Raw genomic sequence first — 16159 nt, forward strand, 5'->3', positions numbered from 1 at the left:
GGTCGGGCGCCCGCCACGCGGGCGCCCGACCGCCGGACCGGACGGTCCGCAGGTACCCTCACGTCGTGCGGCGCGCGGGTCATGGCCAGATGAACGTTCACGCTGCCTCAGCGCAGCCACAGAGGGGATGACCAACGGTGGTCGACAACTTCGCGATCCGCACCGACCCGTCGCGGCCGGCCGCGCCCACCCTCGAGCAGGTCGCCGAGCGTGCCGGCGTCTCGCGGTCGACGGCGTCCCGCGCGATCAACGGCGGGCTGCGGGTCTCCCCCGAGGCGCTCTCGGCGGTCGAGGCCGCCGTCGCCGACCTGGGCTACACGCCGAACCGTGCCGCGCGCTCCCTCGTGACGCGTCGCACGGACTCGATCGCTCTGGTCGTGCCCGAGCCGGACGAGCGCGTGCTGTCGGACCCCTTCTTCGCGGGCACGCTCAACGGGTTGAGCACGTCGCTCGCCGACTCCGACATCCAGGTCGTCCTCGTCATCGCCCGCCCGGGCGAGAGCGAGCGGACCATCCGCTACCTGCGCAACGGGCACGTCGACGGGGCGATCGTGGTGTCGCACCACCGGGACGACGAGCTCGACCGTGCGCTGCTCGCCTCGCGCGTCCCCAACGTCTTCGTCGGTCGCCCGCTCTCCGCCTCGGACGAGGACGTCCAGTACGTCGACACCGACAACACCGAGGGCGGGCGGCTCGCGACGCAGCACCTCATCGACCGTGGCTGCCGACGCGTGGCCACGATCGCGGGGCCGCAGGACATGTCCGCCGGCATCGACCGGCTCGCCGGGTGGCGCCTGGCGATGGCGGCCTCGGACCTCGACCAGTCGGCGGTCGTCCACGGGGACTTCACCATCACGTCGGGCGCGCACGCCGCACGCGACCTGCTCACCCGCTTCCCCGACGTCGACGGGATCTTCATCGCCTCGGACCTCATGGCGACCGGAGCCCTCGGCGTGCTCGCCGAGCTCGGGCGCGAGGTGCCCGGTGACGTGGCGATCGTCGGCTACGACAACCTCGGCGTGGCCGCGACGACCACCCCGCCCCTGACGAGCGTCATCCAGCCCGTCGTCGCCATGGCGCGTGCCGCCGGCGCCCGGTTGCTCGACCAGCTGCACGGGGCCCCCGCCGCGGAGCCGCTCATCTTCGCCCCCGAGCTCGTGGTGCGCGCGTCCGCCTGACCCGTCGCGGGCGACTCCCAGCAATGGCCCGCCCTGACCCAGTGCTGTCGCGCCTTGACAGCACAGGTGGCGTCGCGTCAGGGTGGGGCCGGCGCCGCACGACGGGGTGCGGCGCCGCCCCGTCAGCGCCTCGGCGGGAGCCGAGAGGAGACGCGATGCTCCGCAGCACGCACCACGCGCGCCACGCCGCAGTCCCGGCCACCCGGCACGAGCGGCTGCACGCGGCGCGCGGCAGGCGTGCCCGTCGCCGCGTCACGACCGCGCTGGCGGTCGCGGCGGTCGTGGCGACCACGCTGCCGAGCGCGGCCACCGCGCGCGACGCCGGGGCGGCCCGGTCGGCCGCCACGAGCACGGACCGGAGCGTCGCGGCCCCGCCGGCCGCAGACCTCGACGCCGTCACCACGCCGGGCACCGAGGACGCCGAGATCTGGTGCGACTACCTCTCCTCGTACTACCTGGCGTTCCCGTCGCCGTGGACCGCCCGCGTGATCAACTGCCGCTCCACCAGCCTGCTCGTCGCGCCCGTCCGCTCCGACGGGTCGCTCGGGACGTGCGTCCTGGTGCCCGCGCGTCACAGCCGTCACCTCGGGGGGAACGTCGTCAGGTGGGTGACGGACACCCGGCTCTGCTGACGGGTGGCGGGCTGGTCGACGTGCCAGGGTGAGGCATGGGCCACCCCTCGACCACGACCACGGACGGCGCGACCGTCCACCCGCACCCCGACCCGGACACCGCCCCCCTGGCGACCGCGCAGGCGCAGCTGAGGCGCGCGGTCGAGATCCTGGGGTACGGCGAGGACCTGCACGAGGTGCTCGCGACCCCGCGCCGCGAGCTGCGCGTCGCCGTGCCGCTGCGGCGCGACGACGGTCGGGTCCAGGTCTTCACCGGCTACCGCGTGCAGCACAACATCTCGCGCGGACCCGGCAAGGGCGGTCTGCGCTACGCGCTCGGCGTCGACATCGACGAGGTCCGTGCGCTCGCGATGTGGATGACGTGGAAGTGCGCCGTCGTCGACGTCCCCTACGGCGGTGCCAAGGGCGGCGTGACGGTCGACCCGCACGCCCACTCGACCGGCGAGCTCGAGCGCATCACCCGCCGCTACACCAGCGAGATCATGCCCATGATCGGCCCCGAGCGGGACATCATGGCGCCCGACATCGGGACGAACGAGCAGACCATGGCCTGGGTCATGGACACGTACTCGGTCAACCGGGGGTACACGATCCCGGCGGTGACCACGGGCAAGCCGCTCGCGGTCGGCGGGTCGCTCGGACGCCCGACGGCCACGTCGCAGGGCGTGGTCCACACCGCGCGCGCGGCCCTGCGGGCCGACGGTGTCGAGCTGTCCGAGGTCCGTGCGGCCGTGCAGGGGTTCGGCAAGGTCGGGTCCCACACCGCCAGGCTGCTGCACGAGGCCGGCAGCCGCGTCGTCGCGGTCAGCGACGAGCACGGGGGCGTGCGGCGGGACGACGGGCTCGACCTGCCGGCGCTGCTCGAGCACGTCGCGAGCACGGGCTCCGTGACCGGGTTCGCGGACGCCGACCCGCTGAGCAACCAGGAGCTCCTGGCACTGGACGTCGATCTGCTGGTGCCGGCCGCCGTCGAGGGGGTCCTGGACGGCGAGACGGCCCGGCAGGTCAAGGCGCGATGGGTGGTGGAGGGCGCCAACGGACCCACCACGAGCGAGGGCGACCGGGTGCTCGCGGAACGGGGCGTCGTGGTGGTGCCCGACGTCCTGGCGAACGCCGGCGGGGTCGTGGTCAGCTACTTCGAGTGGGTGCAGGCCAACCAGGCCTACTGGTGGACCGAGGGCGAGATCGCCGAGCGGCTCGAGCAGCGCATGCTCGCGAGCCACGCGGCGGTCGCCGCGCTCGCGCGCGCCGAGTCGGTCACGCTGCGGGAGGCCGCGATGACGATCGGCGTCCGCCGGGTGGCGGAGGCGCACCTGATCCGCGGTCTGTACCCCTGAGCAGGTCGCTACTCCTGAGCAGGGACGTCAGGCGCGCGCACGAGCTCGAGGACCCGTCCACCGGGCGTCCGCAGCGTGAAGGTGTCGGGCTCGGACGTCACCTGCCCACCGTCCTGCAGCACACCGAGGACCGTCCGCTCGGTGGCCGTCGCCCCCGGCGGACCCGCCATGAGGGTCGCGACGACCGGCCCGAACGTCAGCGCCGTGCCATCGAGCCGCCACGTCCCGCGCACGCGGTTCACGCCCGCGTGGCCGAACACCATGCCGTCACCGTCGAAGGTGAGCCACGGCGGTCCCTGCATGCCGTCGGCGAGCGGCGCCCCGTCGCAGCGCACGACCCGCCACGTGCCGTGCAGCCACGGAGCGTCCTGGCCGGCCCCCGGGGGGTCGACGGAGGTCGGTCGGTCGTGCCCGTCGTCGCGCATGGTCGATCATGGCACCTGCGGTCTCAGGCGCGCGGCAGGAGCTGCGCCCACTCCTCGAGCTCGACGCGCGGTCCCGTGTAGAAGGGGACCTCCTCGCGCACGTGCCGACGCGCCTGCGTCGCACGCAGGTCGCGCATGAGGTCGACGATGCGGTGCAGCTCGGGGGCCTCGAAGGCGAGCACCCACTCGTAGTCGCCCAGCGCGAAGGACGACACCGTGTTGGCGCGCACGTCGGCGTAGTCACGCGCGGCGGCGCCGTGCTCGTGGAGCATCTGCCGGCGCTCGTCGTCGGGCAGGACGTACCACTCGTACGACCGCACGAACGGGTAGACGCACACGTAGTCGCCGGCGGGCTCCCCGGCGAGGAAGGCCGGGACGTGGGCCCGGTTGAACTCCGCGGGACGGTGCAGGCCGACGACCGACCAGACGGGCGTCAGCACCTCGCCGAGCGCGCTGGCGCGCAGCCGGTGGTAGGCGCCCTGGACCTGCTCGACGGTCTCGGCGTGCCACCAGACCATGAGGTCGGCGTCCGCGCGCAGCCCCGCGACGTCGTACCAGCCGCGCACGACGAGCCCCGGGTCGGACGCGACGGCACGCAGCGCGTCGGCGACGACGTCCGCACGCTCCGCCGCGTCGGCGGGCAGCGGGCCGTCGACGGCGAACACCGACCACATCGTGTAGCGGATGGTCGTGTTGAGCGCGTCGGGGTCGGTCGGGTGGGCGGTCACGTGCGTGGTCACAGGGGCTCCGTCATCGGGTGGGCAGCAGGTCGGGTGGGGTCAGGACCAGGGGTCGACCGAGCACGCGGCCGGGCGGCCCGAGTCGACGCCCTCGCGCATCCGGCAGCACCCCGGGACGCAGACCGAGCGGAACGCGGGCAGGTCGCCCGTCGTCGCCTCGGCGGGCCGCGGCGCACCGGCGTCGTCGGCCCGGGCGATCGCGGCGCGCTCGAGCAGCAGGTCGACCAGGCCGCGCACGAAGGGCTCGCGCACGCCCACGGAGTCGGCCCGTACGGCGGTCATGCCCAGCTCGTGCGCCGTGGCCAGCGCCTCCGTGTCGAGGTCGAACGCGACCTCCATGTGGTCGGACACGAAACCGATCGGCGACAGCACGACCGACGTCGTGCCCGCCGCCGCGAGGGCGCCGAGGTGGTCGTTGACGTCGGGCTCGAGCCACGGCTGGCTGGGCGGGCCAGAGCGCGAGCAGAAGGCCAGGTCCCACTCGACGGGGCGACCGAGGCGCTGCCCGGCCGCTGCGGCGACGGAGCGGGCGACGTCGAGGTGCTGCTCGCGGTACGACGCGCCGGCGACGGTCGACGCGGCCTCCATCGTGTCCGGGATCGAGTGCGTCACGAAGACCAGGCGGGGCCACGCGGCGTCGGCGGCCGTCGCCTCGTACGCCTCGACGACGGCGTCCACGTTGGCCTGCACGAAGCCCGGGTGGTTGAAGTACGACCGTGCCTTGTCGACGACGAGCGGCTCCCTGTCCGGGGCGGCCACCGCGTCCAGCGCCGTCCAGAGGTCCTCGCGGTACTGCCGGCAGCCGGAGTACGACGAGTACGCCGACGTCACGAGCGCGACGATGCGGCGCGCACCGGCGGCGCGGGCCTCGGCCAGCGCGTCGCGCGTGTAGGGCTCCCAGTTGCGGTTGCCCCACACGACGGGGACGTCGAGACCACGCCGCGCCAGCTCGTCCTGCAGCGCGGCCCGCAGCGCGAGGTTCTGCTCGTTGATCGGGCTGCGCCCGCCGAAGTGGTGGTAGTGCTCCGCGACCTCGGCCAGACGCTCGTCGGGGATGTTCTTGCCCGCGGTCACGTTGCGCAGGAACGGCAGGACGTCGTCCGGGCCGTTCGGGCCGCCGAAGGAGAACAGCAGGACGGCGTCGTACGGCGCCAGGCCCGCCGTGCCGGCGTCCGGCGTCGGGTCGGTCGAGGGGGGCGTCACGAGAGGCACCCTCCGATCATCCCACCGTGCCCGCGGGACGCCCTGCGGGTTCGGCCGCCCGGCACGTGACGTTGTCGGGACGGTTTGTCACCTCCTGCACGTCGACGCATCACCCGTTCGGTGGGCTCCGCGTGCGCCCTCCCGGGGACGGCTCTACCGTCGTCGTGGCGCGCGGTCCGCGTGCCGAGCCGTGAGGAATCGGAGCCCCACCGATGAGCAAGCCGTGACGCGCGCCGGGCGGCACGCCGCGCCCGAGCTGGCGCACCGCTACGTCCTGGGCGAACGGCTCGGCGAGGGCGGATCGGCACAGGTGTACCGGGCGGTCGACACACGTCTGGACCGTCCCGTCGCGATCAAGCTGTTCCGCCTCGCAGGGGCCGACCCCGCGCAGGTGCGCCGGTACGCGCAGGAGGCGCGGGTGCTCGCCGAGCTGTCGCACCCGTCGCTGGTGGCGCTGCTGGACGTCGGCGCGGACGTCACGCCGGGGACCGGCCCCGTCGCGTTCCTGGTCATGGAGCTCGTCGAGGGTCGCACGCTGCGCGAGCTCGTCGCGGACGGTCCGCTCGACGCGGCCACGACCGCGGACATCGGGCACCAGCTCGCGCAGGGCCTGGCCCACGCGCACCGTGCCGGCGTCGTCCACCGCGACGTCAAGCCGTCGAACGTCCTGGTGGCGGACACGACCCCGGCCTCCGGCCGGCGCGACGCCCCGACCCTGCCCGTCGTGCTCGCGGACTTCGGCATCGCCGCGTCCGACGCGGCACCCCGCACAAGCCGCACGGACGACCGCGCGACGGCCAGCTACCAGAGCCCCGAGCAGGCGCTCGGAGAGCAGGCCGGACCCGCGAGCGACATGTACTCCCTCGGTCTCGTCCTGCTCGAGTGCCTCACGGGCCGCCGGGCGTACCCGGGCGACCCGCTCACGGCGTCACTGGCCCGCCTGCTGCACGGTCCGCAGATCGCCGACGACCTCGACCGCGACTTCGCCGCGCTGCTGCGCGCCATGACCCGCACCGACCCGACGCAGCGCCCGACCATGGTCGCCGCCGCCGCCGAGCTGCGCGGGCTGCGCCGCCAGCGGGAGCGGGCGCTGCGGGTCTCCTGACCCGCTGCCCCCGCCGCGCGGCCCGAGACCCTTCCCCGGCCCGCTCGGGCCGGCACGCTCACCCGCGACGCGACGCCACGGGAGGGTGCACGGGTGCGGTGCCGAGCGCGTCGGCGATCTCGTCGGCCCAGGCGGCGACGGCCGCCATGTCCCGGTGGTCGCCCTCGCGAGCACGGCCGCCGGCGATGATCGCGCGCTCGGTGAAGGACAGCAGCGAGCGGTCGAGACGCCCGCGGAAGCTGCGGTGGGCGCGGGCCCCGATCCGCTCGCGCAGCGCCGCCACCTCGAGCGGCGAGTTCGCGGAGTTGGCCGGCTGCGTGGCGAGCCCGGACGAGAACATCCACACCGGCCGGGCGCGCAGCCCGTCGACGCAGCGCTCCGCCACGTCGCGCGCGGCGGGCAGCCAGTGCGCGGTGTAGACCGCCGACCCGAGCACGACCGCGTCGTAGTCCGCGACGCTCGTGACGTCCTCGGGGGCGCGCAGGTCGACCTCGTGACCCCGGTCGCGCAGGCGACGCGCGATCACCTCGCCGATCTCCCACGTGCCCTGGTGGCGCGACGCCACCGTCAGCAGGATGCGCATCGTTCCTCCTCGCCGTCGTCGTCGGGCGCCGTGCCCTCCGGGTCTTATCGTCACCGGGGTGGAGCCGCACGGCGTGGGCCGGAGGTCCCCGTGGCGGCCTCAGACCTCGGGCGGGTCGTCGCCCGTGAGCCCGACGGGGTCGGGCAGGTCGGCCTGCGCGAGGCGCAGCCGGTCGCACAGCCGCTCGAGCGTCGCGAGCTCGTCGGCGTCGAGCGCCCCACCGACCAGGGCGGCGATGGAGCGGGCGTGGCGCCGGCCGATCTCGCGCTGCCGTCGCCGCCCGGCGTCCGTCAGCTGCACCGCCTTGCCCCGCCGGTCACCCGCGACGGGTCCGCGCCGGACCAGGCCCTCGGCCTCCAGCCGGTCGACGAGCCTCGACAGGCTGGGCTGCGTCAGCAGGCTCGACCCGGCGAGCTCGCGCAGCCGCATCGCCCCGCCCTCGGCGAGCGACAGGGTGTAGAGCACGTCGTACTCGCGCATGCTCGTCCCGCCCCACACGTCGTGGCGCGCGAACCGTCGCACGAGCGTGACCTGGGCGCGGAACAGCGCCTCCCACGCGGCCACCGACGCGCGGACGTCGACGTCGCCGCGCGGCGGACGGTCGGCGCGCGCCGCCGGTCCCAGGTCGTCGTCGGACATCACCCGGTCCCTCCTCGCGCCACGGCGACGTGGTGCCCGTCACCGGTCCTCGCCCGGACGAGGACAGATCATGTCACCACACCGCGTCGCCCGCTGCCGTCGCGCGGCCCGTGCGCGTCTAGGCTGGGACGATGAGCGAGACGGGCACCACGTACCTGCTGGTCGACGGCGAGAACATCGACGCCACGCTCGGCTCCTCGATCCTCGGCGGACGGCCGACGCCCGAGCAGCGACCCCGCTGGGAACGGGTGCTGAGCTTCGCGCAGCAGACGTGGGACCAGCCGGTCAAGGCGCTGTTCTTCCTCAACGCGTCGAACGGCTCGCTGCCGATGTCCTTCGTGCAGGCGCTGACCGCGATCGGGTTCGTGCCGATCCCGCTGTCGGGCGAGTCGTACGAGAAGGTCGTCGACATCGGCATCAAGCGCACGCTCGACGCGATCGCGGACCGCGAGGGCGACGTCCTGCTCGCGAGCCACGACGGCGACTTCGCCCCCGAGGTCGCCGATCTGGTGGACGCGGGGCGCCGCGTGGGGCTGCTCGCGTTCCGCGAGTTCACGAGCCAGTCGCTCGCGGGCCTGACGGCTCGTGGGCTGCAGACGTTCGACCTCGAGAGCGACGTCGCCGCCTTCAACGTGCAGCTGCCCCGCCTGCGGATCATCCCCCTCGAGGAGTTCGACCCGCTGCGCTACCTGTGAGCCCACGGCGGCCGCCCCGGGGACCCGGGTGCGGCCGTCGTCGGACGCGGGTGGCTCAGCCCTCGCCGAAGCCCTGGCTGAGCGCTGTGTCGATCGTGCCGCGCACGTGCTCGGCGTGGTAGCCGTCGGGCGCCATGAACTCGATGCCGTGGGCGGTGCCGGACACCTCGGTGACGATGGAGGTCTTGTCGTTGCGCACGACGAGCGCGCTGTCGGCCGCCGGCACCTGGGGGTCGTCGGTCGAGGAGAAGACCTGCAGCGGGCCGGTGAACTGGTTGGCCTCGACGCGCGCGTCGACGTCGCCGTACTGGGCGGGCGGGCTCAGCGCGACGACGGCGACGGCGGCGAGGTCGTCGGCCAGCCCGGCGGCCAGGGTGCCGCCGGCGGACGCGCCGACGAACGCCACGCGGTCGGCCCCGGTGGCCTTCAGCACGTCCAGCGCCGCCTGGAAGCCCGCCTGGCCCGACGCGCCCCAGTCGTAGGTCGCGACGAGGTACCCGGCGCCGGCGAGCCGCGCGACCTCGGCGGACCACTGGCAGACGTCGCCGTTCTCCTGCGGGGCGAACAGGACGCCGCGGTCGCCCGCGCCGGCCCAGGCGACCGTGGTGGCGCCCCCGTCCTGCCCGACGGTCGCGTAGGCGATGCCCTCGGAGAGGCACTCGGGAGGCTCGGCGGCCGCCAGGTCGACGGGGGCGCTGGCGAGCATCGTGGGGGTCTCGGCCGCGGTGGCCTGCGCGGGGTCGCCGGTCTGCGGCTCGGTGCCGGCGGAGCACGCGCCGAGCAGGCCGATCGCGAGAGCGGCCACGACGGCCGACCTCACGTGCGCGCTCGTGGGACGGGGGGACACGGTGACGGGTTGCAGACGCACATGCGATTCCTAGGCGGTCGTCGGCGCGGGGACAAGACGCACGGCGGGCCCTAAACGTTTCACAGACCCTGTGCGTGACGACGCGCTACCGTGTGGGCCATGCCGACGCTGTTCACGCGCATCATCGACGGCCAGATCCCCGGGCGCTTCGTCTGGGCGGACGACCGCGCGGTCGTCCTCCTCACGATCGCCCCCATCACCGACGGGCACGCCCTCGTCGTGCCCCGCGACGAGGTCGAGCAGCTGACCGACGCGCCCGACGACCTGCTGGCCCACCTCGTGCAGGTCGCCAAGGCCGTCGGCCGCGCGCAGCGCGCCGCGTGGGACGCACCGCGCGCCGCGCTCCTCGTGGCCGGCTTCGAGGTGCCGCACCTGCACCTGCACGTGCTGCCCGCGTGGGACGAGTCGAGCCTCTCGTTCGACCAGGCGCGCCACGACGTGCCCGCGGCCGAGCTCGACGCCGCCGCCGAGCGCCTGCGCGACGCGCTGCGCGCCGCCGGGCACGGCGACCACGTCCCCACCGACGTCACCTCCCCCGCCCTCTGACCGCGTGACCGGCCCGGGGAGCACGCCGCCCACCGTCGAGACGGCGCCGAGCGCCCGTCCCCCGCTGCGCACCCGGGTGCTCGGTGGGCACGGTGAGGGTCGCAGCGTCGCACCCGCGCTGCGCAGGTTCCTCGCCACCGAGGCCGGCAGCGCGGCCGTGCTCCTCGTCGCCACGGTCGCGGCGCTCGTGTGGGCCAACTCCCCGTGGCGCGACACCTACACCGCCCTGTGGCACGCACCCGCGGGCGTCTTCGTCGGCGGCGCCGGCATCGAGATGGACCTGCAGCACTGGGTCAACGACCTCGCGATGGCCGTGTTCTTCGCCGTCGTGGGTCTCGAGATCAACCGGGAGCTCACGCGCGGCGAGCTGCGCGACCCTCGCGCGGTCGCCGTGCCCGCGTTCGGCGCGATCGGTGGGCTGCTCGTGCCTGTCGTCGTCTACCTCGCGTTCAACGCGGGCACCGACGCCGCGCACGGGTGGGGCGTCGTCATGTCGACGGACACCGCGTTCCTCGTGGGCGTGCTGGCGCTGTTCGGTCCCCGCTGCCCCGACCGGCTGCGGCTGTTCCTCCTGACCCTCGCGATCGTCGACGACATCGGCGCGATCACGGCGATGGCCGTGTTCTACACCGACGACGTCGACCTGCGGGCGCTCGCGGCGGCGGCCGTCCTGGTCGTCGCCCTGGTCGTGCTGCGACGCCGCGGCGTGTGGCGCCTGGCACCGTACGTCGCCGTCGGGCTCGCCCTGTGGGTCGCGGTGCTCGCGTCGGGCGTGCACCCGACGATCGCCGGCGTCCTCGTCGGCCTCCTCGTGCCGACGTCGCTCCCCCATGAGCGACGACGTCAGGCGGTCGCGGTGCACGCGCGCCGGTTCCTGTCGGAAGGGGGCGCCGACCGCGAGCACGCCGCCGAGGTCGCGGGCCGCGCGGCCGTGCCGACCGGTGACCGGCTGCAGCGCGCGCTGCACCCGTGGAGCGCGTTCGTGGTGGTCCCGCTCTTCGGTCTCGCCAACGCGGGCGTACGCCTCGACCCCGCCACGCTCGCGGACGCCTTCTCGTCGCGCCTGACGGTCGGCGTGGCGGTCGCGCTGGTGCTCGGCAACGCCGTGGGTGTCGCGGGTGCCGCGACACTCGCGCTGCGCCTGGGGCTGGGCGACCTGCCCGGCCGGGTGCGCTGGGGTCACCTCATGGGGGGAGCCGTCCTGGCGGGCATCGGGTTCACGATCTCGCTGTTCATCGCGCAGCTCGCGTTCGACGACCCCGTGCTCCTGGAGCGCGCGAAGATCGGTGTGCTCGCGGGCTCGCTCGTCGCGGCCGTCGCGGGCTCGCTGCTGCTGCGCTGGCTCGGCGAGCGGCTGCCGCTGTGCACGCCGCCGGACCTGCCGCCGACGCTGCCGCCGCTGCCGTGGCGCGCGGACGCCACGCGCGCGGACGCCGCCGCGACCGACTGACGCCCGGCCCGCCGCCGGGCACCCGCGCTGCCGCCGCGGTCCGCGACGTCACACCGCCGGGTCGTCCGGACCCCAGGTCGACAGCCGCAGCGTGCGGGCGTCCGTCGCCACGATCACGTCGGCGTGCTCCCGCAACGAGGCGACCGTGTCGACGCCCGCCCGCACGAACCGACCCGACAGCGCGTCGAGATCCCCCGCCGCGAACCCCACGGCGAGGGCCGCCACCTGCTCGGGCGACGTCCACTCGGTGCGCTGCGCGTGCACCGGCATGGCGGCCGTCATGTCGGTCGCCACGACGCCGGGTGCGAGGTCCAGCACCCGGATGCCCGCCCCGACGTACTGGCGGTGCAGCTGGGTCGTCAGACGCGCGAGCGCACCCTTGCTGATCGCGTAGCCCGTGTAGGAGGTCATGGCGCGGTGCCCGGCGCCCGAGTTCATGTTGAGCACCCGCCCGCCGCCGCGCGCCAGCATGCCCGGCAGGACCGCGTGGGTCGCGAGCAGCGGGCCGCGCACGTTGGTCTCGACCACGCGCCAGACGTCCTCGACGTCGTCGGCCGCGAACGGGAGCTCGGCGTGCTCGATGACGCCGGCGTTGTTGACGAGCAGCCCGATCCCGCCCTGCGACGCCAGGCCCGCCTCGACGCGCCCGACCGCGTCCGCGACCGCGGTCGCGTCGACCAGGTCGGCCGCCGCCACGGTCACCGGCGCGCCGAGCGCGCGGGCCTCGTCGGCGACCTCCTCGAGGCGTTCCCGCGTGCGGGCCACGAGCCCGAGCGCGTACCCCTCGCGCGCCAGCGCCAGGGCCAGCTCACGGCCGATCCCCCGGCCGGCACCGGTGACCAGTGCCGTGCGCGGGACGGGGGGACGCGTGGGCAGGTCGGGCGTCGTCGCGGTCACGAGCCCATCGTGGCGCAGCGCCCGGCCCGGCGCGCGCCGCGGCTCCTGCGGCGCCGGTCACACGGCGTCGACGACGCTGCGCAGCTCCTCGAGCGCGATGCGACCGCGGTACGGCACGCGGTCCACGAGCAGCGTCGGCGTGCCCGGGACGTCGAGCTCGATACCGCCCTCGTAGTCCGCCTGCACCGCGCGGGCGTACCGGTCCGCCGGCGCGCCGACGATCTGCTCCGGGTCGAGCCCCAGGTCGTGGGCGTACCTCGCGAGGTCGTCGTCCGTCAGGGCGTCCTGGTGCTCGAACAGCAGCCGCTGCATCTGCCAGAACTGCCCGTGCGCACCGGCAGCCTCGGCCGCGAGCGCCGCCGCGAGCGCGTGCGGGTGTACCTGGAACAGCGGGAAGTGCCGCCAGACCAGGCGCACGCGCCCGTCGGACTCCTCGACGAGCTGCCGCAGCACCGGCTCGGCGTCGCGGCAGTACGGGCACTCGAGGTCGCCGTACTCGACGATCGTGACGGGCGCGTCGGGATCGCCCAGGACGTGGCGGTCCGGGTCGGTGATCACCGCGGCGGTGCTGTCGGGCGACGTCATGCGCCCAGCGTGCCGCGCGACGCGCGCACCCGCACGCGGGGGCCGGTCACCGCCCGCGCGGGCGCAGGGGCGGGCTCACCGTGCCCGCGCCTGCGGCGATGCCCGTGAGGACCTCGTGCAGTGCCTGGACGCCCGAGCGGCGGGGACGCCAGTCGAGCTCGCGTTCGGCGCGCGCCGTGTCGAGCACGGGTGCCGACATCGCCATGTCGAGCCAGCCCGGCCCCACGGGCACCGCGCGCGCACGCCACCCGACGGACACGGCGGCGCGCGCGAGGCCGACCGGCACGTCGCGCAGGCGCGCGCCGGACACCAGCGCCGCGACGTCCGGCCCCCGCACGATCCCGGGGCCCGCGAGGTTGAACGCACCGCGCACCTGGCGGACGACGGCCTCGCGGTACGCGTCGGCGAGGTCGTCGGCATCGACGGCCTGCAGCCGCAGCCCGTGGGGCCAGGGCAGCACGGGGACGCGGCCGTCCAGGACGCGCTGCGGCACGAGCGGCCCGAGGAAGTACCGGGCGATCTCCTGGCCCGCGTCGTGCTGGAACACCAGCGCGGGGCGCAGCCGTGCGATGACGAGGTCGCCGCGCGCCTCCGCCCGGTCGAGGAGCGCCTCGACGGCGGCCTTGTCGACGCTGTACGACGAGGACGGGACGCCGTCCGTGGGCCACGTCTCGTCGCGCGGGACGTCACCGGGCGACGGCGAGTACGCGCCCACGGACGACGCGACGACCAGGTGCGGCACGCGGGCACGCTCGGCGCCCTCCACCACGCGCTGCGTGCCCACGACGTTGGTCGCGCGCAGCCGCGCCCGGTCGTGACTGGGCTGGATCGCCCAGGCGAGGTGCACGACGGCGTCGGCGCCGGCGAACACGCCCGCGAGCGCGGCCGTGACCTGCTCGTCGGGGGCGTCGGCGCCGATGTCGCAGGCCACCCACGTCGCGACGTCGTAAGGGGCCGGCGGGCGCACGCGCGGCGCACGGCGCGCCACGCCGACCACCGACGTCACCGTGCTGTCCTGCGCGAACCGGCGCAGCAGCGCGGTGCCCACGTTGCCGCTGGCGCCGACCACGACGACCCTCATGCGCACCTCCTCGGACGGGACACGCCCGTCACGACGTCGGGTCCAGGACGACCTTGATGCAGCCGTCCGCCTTGCGCTGGAACACGTCGTACGCGTGCGGCGCCTGCTCGAGGGACACGCGGTGCGTGCGCAGGTCGGCGACGGCCAGCGGGTCGGACGGGTCGGTGACCAGGGGCAGCAGGTCGTCGTACCAGCGCCGCACGTTGGCCTGACCGAACCGCAGGGTGAGCTGACGGTCGAACACGTCCATCATCGGGATCGGGTCCAGCGCGCCGCCGTACACCCCGACGACCGACACGGTCGCCCCGCGACGCGCCACGGCGATGGCCGTGTGCAGCGCCGCCATGCGGTCCACCGCGGCCCGTTCGATGAGGGGCCGCGCGAGCGTGTCGGGCAGGAACGCCGCGGCCCGCTGCCCGGCGGCCGCGAGCGGCGAGCCGTGCGCCTCCATGCCGACGGCCTCGACGACCGCGTCCGCGCCGCGACCGTGCGTGCGGTCGCGCACCGCGGCGACGACGTCGTCGGTCCGGGCGGCGTCGATGACGTCGACGCCGTGCCGCGACGCCATGAGCAGCCGCTCCGCGACGAGGTCGATGCCGATGACGCGCTCGGCGCCGCGGTGCAGCGCGATGCGCGCGGCCATCTGGCCGATCGGGCCCAGGCCCACCACGGCGACCGTGCCGCCGGGCGGCACGTCGGCGTACGCGACCGCCTGCCATGCGGTGGGGAGCACGTCCGACAGGTAGAGGTACGTCTCGTCCGGCCGGCCGTCGTCCGGCACCACGACCGGCCCGTACTGGGCCTGCGGCACCCGCAGGTACTGCGCCTGCCCGCCCGGCACGCTGCCGTAGAGCGAGGTGTAGCCGAACAGGGCGGCGCCCTTGCCCGCGCCGCGGACCTGCGTCGTCTCGCACTGGCTCTGCAGACCCAGCGCGCACATGTGGCAGGTGCCGCAGGCGATGCCGAAGGGGACGACGACCCGGTCCCCCACGCGCAGGCGCGTGCCCGCCTCCGCCCCGACCTCCTCGACCACGCCCATCGCCTCGTGACCGAGCACGTCACCGGGCTTGAGGTACGCACCGAGCACCGAGTACAGGTGCAGGTCGGACCCGCAGACGGCCGTGGACGTCACGCGGATGACCGCGTCCGTCGGTTCCTCGACGCGCGGGTCCGCCACGTCCTCGACCCGCACCTGCTCGCGTCCCTGCCACGTCAGCGCCCGCACCTGTCCACCGTCCTGTCGCTCGTTGCTCGTTCGTCGCCACCGTGGCACCCGTCCGCCCGGCGCGCATCCGCAGACGGCCGACCCGCGCGCCCCCGGGCGGGACGGGTTCGCGCGACGGCTCCACATCCGCGCCGCGAGCCGCGTTTCCACGGTGCACGCGGTCACCCGAACCAGGAGGAACACCATGAACGCGACTCCCGCCCGCACCCCCGCCCGGCACCGACGGGTCATCGCCGTCGGCGCCGTCGCCGCCGGTCTCTCCGTGGCCTGCGCGGGAGGAGCGATGGCCGTCGCACCCGGGTCCGCCGTGTCCCGCACCCTGTCGGGTGCCCTGCAGAGCGTCGGCATCGAGTGGCAGGGCATGCCCGAGGGCTACACGCCCGAGCAGTACACGGCGTTCTGGGACGCCGGCTACACGTGGGGCGACGCGCAGCACCTCTCGGAGCTGTGGCAGCTCGACATCATCGAGACCAAGTCCCAGGCGGGCCGGCTGCTCGCCGACGGGCAGACCCTGCCGATCACGCCCGGCACCTACCCCGAGGCGGGCGCCGACCCGCAGTCCGTCGCCCTCGACGCCTTCTGGTCCGTCGGGTACACCTACGAGGACGCCGAGCAGCTCGCCGCCCTGTGGGGCGTCGACGTCTCCGAGACCAAGGCGCGGGCCGGGCAGGCGCTCGTCGACGGGCAGACGCTGCCCGTCGAGCCGAGCGGCACCGCCACCACGGGGTCCTGACCCGATGACGTCCGGCATGCTGGGGCACCGCCACCGCGAGGAGACGACCATCGACACGTGTCGAGATGCACGACAGATTGATCGAAGCCGAGCGTCGTACTCTGACCACGAGCGCGCCGACGGGGCCGGTCGGTCAAAGTAGGCATTGGCAGTGCCGACCTTCAGGCTGAAGGTGCGAATGGCCGCAACCGTAAGGACGCTGCTCGCCATCGACTACGCGTCGTCAGGCGCCGGGGC

The 16159-nt window shown here is 75.1% G+C and carries 18 protein-coding genes; 8 read left to right on the forward strand and 10 right to left on the reverse strand.

Going from position 1 to position 16159, the window contains the following annotated elements; translation table 11 throughout:
* Positions 1–137 precede the first annotated feature (137 nt).
* From KKR89_RS12010 to KKR89_RS12020, 3 genes are all read left to right on the forward strand, one after another.
* Entirely contained in the window at positions 138–1178 is a 1041-nt protein-coding gene (locus KKR89_RS12010; protein WP_208195543.1) for a LacI family DNA-binding transcriptional regulator, read from the forward strand.
* Positions 1179–1333: 155 nt separating this feature from the next.
* Entirely contained in the window at positions 1334–1810 is a 477-nt protein-coding gene (locus tag KKR89_RS12015) for a hypothetical protein (RefSeq protein WP_208195544.1), read from the forward strand.
* A gap of 35 nt (positions 1811–1845) precedes the next feature.
* Positions 1846–3147 (forward strand): Glu/Leu/Phe/Val family dehydrogenase, encoded by a 1302-nt coding sequence (locus tag KKR89_RS12020; RefSeq protein WP_243882239.1) that lies wholly within the window; start codon positions 1846–1848, stop codon positions 3145–3147.
* Between the two features lie 8 nt (positions 3148–3155).
* On the opposite strand, the gene KKR89_RS12025 is transcribed toward KKR89_RS12020, so the two are convergent.
* From KKR89_RS12025 to KKR89_RS12035, 3 genes are read right to left on the reverse strand one after another with little or no spacing between them, the layout of a single operon-like run.
* Positions 3156–3572: an META domain-containing protein gene (locus KKR89_RS12025; protein WP_208195545.1), complete on the reverse strand. Its 417-nt coding sequence runs from the start codon at positions 3570–3572 to the stop codon at positions 3156–3158.
* Positions 3573–3595: 23 nt separating this feature from the next.
* Positions 3596–4312, reverse strand: a complete 717-nt coding sequence (gene hemQ, locus KKR89_RS12030) for a hydrogen peroxide-dependent heme synthase (RefSeq protein WP_319941525.1) — start codon at positions 4310–4312, stop codon at positions 3596–3598.
* A 39-nt stretch (positions 4313–4351) separates the two neighbouring features.
* Complete coding sequence (locus KKR89_RS12035; protein ID WP_372438560.1) at positions 4352–5524, reverse strand: ferrochelatase; 1173 nt, start codon at positions 5522–5524, stop codon at positions 4352–4354.
* A gap of 214 nt (positions 5525–5738) precedes the next feature.
* On the opposite strand from KKR89_RS12035, the gene KKR89_RS12040 reads away from it, so the two are divergent.
* The gene (locus KKR89_RS12040; protein WP_208195547.1) at positions 5739–6620 is read left to right on the forward strand and encodes a serine/threonine-protein kinase; all 882 of its coding nucleotides are present in this window, start codon (positions 5739–5741) and stop codon (positions 6618–6620) included.
* Positions 6621–6678: 58 nt separating this feature from the next.
* Here the strand turns inward: KKR89_RS12040 and KKR89_RS12045 are convergent, their stop codons facing one another.
* Complete coding sequence (locus tag KKR89_RS12045; protein WP_208195548.1) at positions 6679–7203, reverse strand: flavodoxin domain-containing protein; 525 nt, start codon at positions 7201–7203, stop codon at positions 6679–6681.
* 99 nt (positions 7204–7302) lie between these two features.
* Entirely contained in the window at positions 7303–7842 is a 540-nt protein-coding gene (locus KKR89_RS12050) for a MarR family winged helix-turn-helix transcriptional regulator (RefSeq protein ID WP_208195549.1), read from the reverse strand.
* A 131-nt stretch (positions 7843–7973) separates the two neighbouring features.
* Between KKR89_RS12050 and KKR89_RS12055 the strand changes: the two genes are divergently transcribed.
* Positions 7974–8537, forward strand: a complete 564-nt coding sequence (locus KKR89_RS12055; protein ID WP_208195550.1) for an NYN domain-containing protein — start codon at positions 7974–7976, stop codon at positions 8535–8537.
* A 55-nt stretch (positions 8538–8592) separates the two neighbouring features.
* Here KKR89_RS12055 and KKR89_RS12060 read toward each other — a convergent pair whose 3' ends face one another.
* Positions 8593–9342, reverse strand: a complete 750-nt coding sequence (locus tag KKR89_RS12060) for an alpha/beta hydrolase family protein (RefSeq protein ID WP_208195551.1) — start codon at positions 9340–9342, stop codon at positions 8593–8595.
* 162 nt (positions 9343–9504) lie between these two features.
* On the opposite strand from KKR89_RS12060, the gene KKR89_RS12065 reads away from it, so the two are divergent.
* Together KKR89_RS12065 and nhaA are read left to right on the forward strand one after the other, a co-directional pair.
* Positions 9505–9951, forward strand: coding sequence for an HIT family protein (locus KKR89_RS12065; protein WP_208195552.1), 447 nt, complete (start codon positions 9505–9507; stop codon positions 9949–9951).
* A 4-nt stretch (positions 9952–9955) separates the two neighbouring features.
* Positions 9956–11401, forward strand: coding sequence for a Na+/H+ antiporter NhaA (gene nhaA, locus KKR89_RS12070; protein WP_251140875.1), 1446 nt, complete (start codon positions 9956–9958; stop codon positions 11399–11401).
* Between the two features lie 48 nt (positions 11402–11449).
* On the opposite strand, the gene KKR89_RS12075 is transcribed toward nhaA, so the two are convergent.
* Genes KKR89_RS12075 through KKR89_RS12090 form a run of 4 tightly spaced genes read right to left on the reverse strand, consistent with a single transcriptional unit; the run spans position 11450 to position 15189 of the window.
* The gene (locus tag KKR89_RS12075) at positions 11450–12298 is read right to left on the reverse strand and encodes an SDR family NAD(P)-dependent oxidoreductase (protein ID WP_208195553.1); all 849 of its coding nucleotides are present in this window, start codon (positions 12296–12298) and stop codon (positions 11450–11452) included.
* Between the two features lie 57 nt (positions 12299–12355).
* Positions 12356–12883 (reverse strand): DsbA family protein, encoded by a 528-nt coding sequence (locus KKR89_RS12080; protein ID WP_208195554.1) that lies wholly within the window; start codon positions 12881–12883, stop codon positions 12356–12358.
* Between the two features lie 46 nt (positions 12884–12929).
* Positions 12930–13964: an NAD-dependent epimerase/dehydratase family protein gene (locus KKR89_RS12085; RefSeq protein WP_208195555.1), complete on the reverse strand. Its 1035-nt coding sequence runs from the start codon at positions 13962–13964 to the stop codon at positions 12930–12932.
* A gap of 28 nt (positions 13965–13992) precedes the next feature.
* Entirely contained in the window at positions 13993–15189 is a 1197-nt protein-coding gene (locus tag KKR89_RS12090; RefSeq protein WP_208195556.1) for a zinc-dependent alcohol dehydrogenase, read from the reverse strand.
* 184 nt (positions 15190–15373) lie between these two features.
* Between KKR89_RS12090 and KKR89_RS12095 the strand changes: the two genes are divergently transcribed.
* Positions 15374–15922, forward strand: coding sequence for a hypothetical protein (locus KKR89_RS12095; protein ID WP_208195557.1), 549 nt, complete (start codon positions 15374–15376; stop codon positions 15920–15922).
* Positions 15923–16159: the final 237 nt, after the last annotated feature.

The sequence above is a fragment of the Cellulomonas dongxiuzhuiae genome, from assembly GCF_018623035.1.
GTDB classification, from domain to species: domain Bacteria; phylum Actinomycetota; class Actinomycetes; order Actinomycetales; family Cellulomonadaceae; genus Cellulomonas; species Cellulomonas dongxiuzhuiae.

What these genes read in the sequence shown, in the direction of transcription:
- KKR89_RS12080 (WP_208195554.1), bottom strand. Translation starts at nt 12,883, where the DNA reads ATGACGTCGCCCGACAGCACCGCCGCGGTGATCACCGACCCGGACCGC.
- KKR89_RS12025 (WP_208195545.1), bottom strand. Translation starts at nt 3,572, where the DNA reads ATGCGCGACGACGGGCACGACCGACCGACCTCCGTCGACCCCCCGGGG.
- KKR89_RS12045 (WP_208195548.1), bottom strand. Translation starts at nt 7,203, where the DNA reads ATGCGCATCCTGCTGACGGTGGCGTCGCGCCACCAGGGCACGTGGGAG.
- KKR89_RS12020 (WP_243882239.1), top strand. Translation starts at nt 1,846, where the DNA reads ATGGGCCACCCCTCGACCACGACCACGGACGGCGCGACCGTCCACCCG.
- KKR89_RS12055 (WP_208195550.1), top strand. Translation starts at nt 7,974, where the DNA reads ATGAGCGAGACGGGCACCACGTACCTGCTGGTCGACGGCGAGAACATC.
- KKR89_RS12065 (WP_208195552.1), top strand. Translation starts at nt 9,505, where the DNA reads ATGCCGACGCTGTTCACGCGCATCATCGACGGCCAGATCCCCGGGCGC.
- KKR89_RS12050 (WP_208195549.1), bottom strand. Translation starts at nt 7,842, where the DNA reads ATGTCCGACGACGACCTGGGACCGGCGGCGCGCGCCGACCGTCCGCCG.
- KKR89_RS12095 (WP_208195557.1), top strand. Translation starts at nt 15,374, where the DNA reads ATGAACGCGACTCCCGCCCGCACCCCCGCCCGGCACCGACGGGTCATC.
- KKR89_RS12085 (WP_208195555.1), bottom strand. Translation starts at nt 13,964, where the DNA reads ATGAGGGTCGTCGTGGTCGGCGCCAGCGGCAACGTGGGCACCGCGCTG.
- KKR89_RS12015 (WP_208195544.1), top strand. Translation starts at nt 1,334, where the DNA reads ATGCTCCGCAGCACGCACCACGCGCGCCACGCCGCAGTCCCGGCCACC.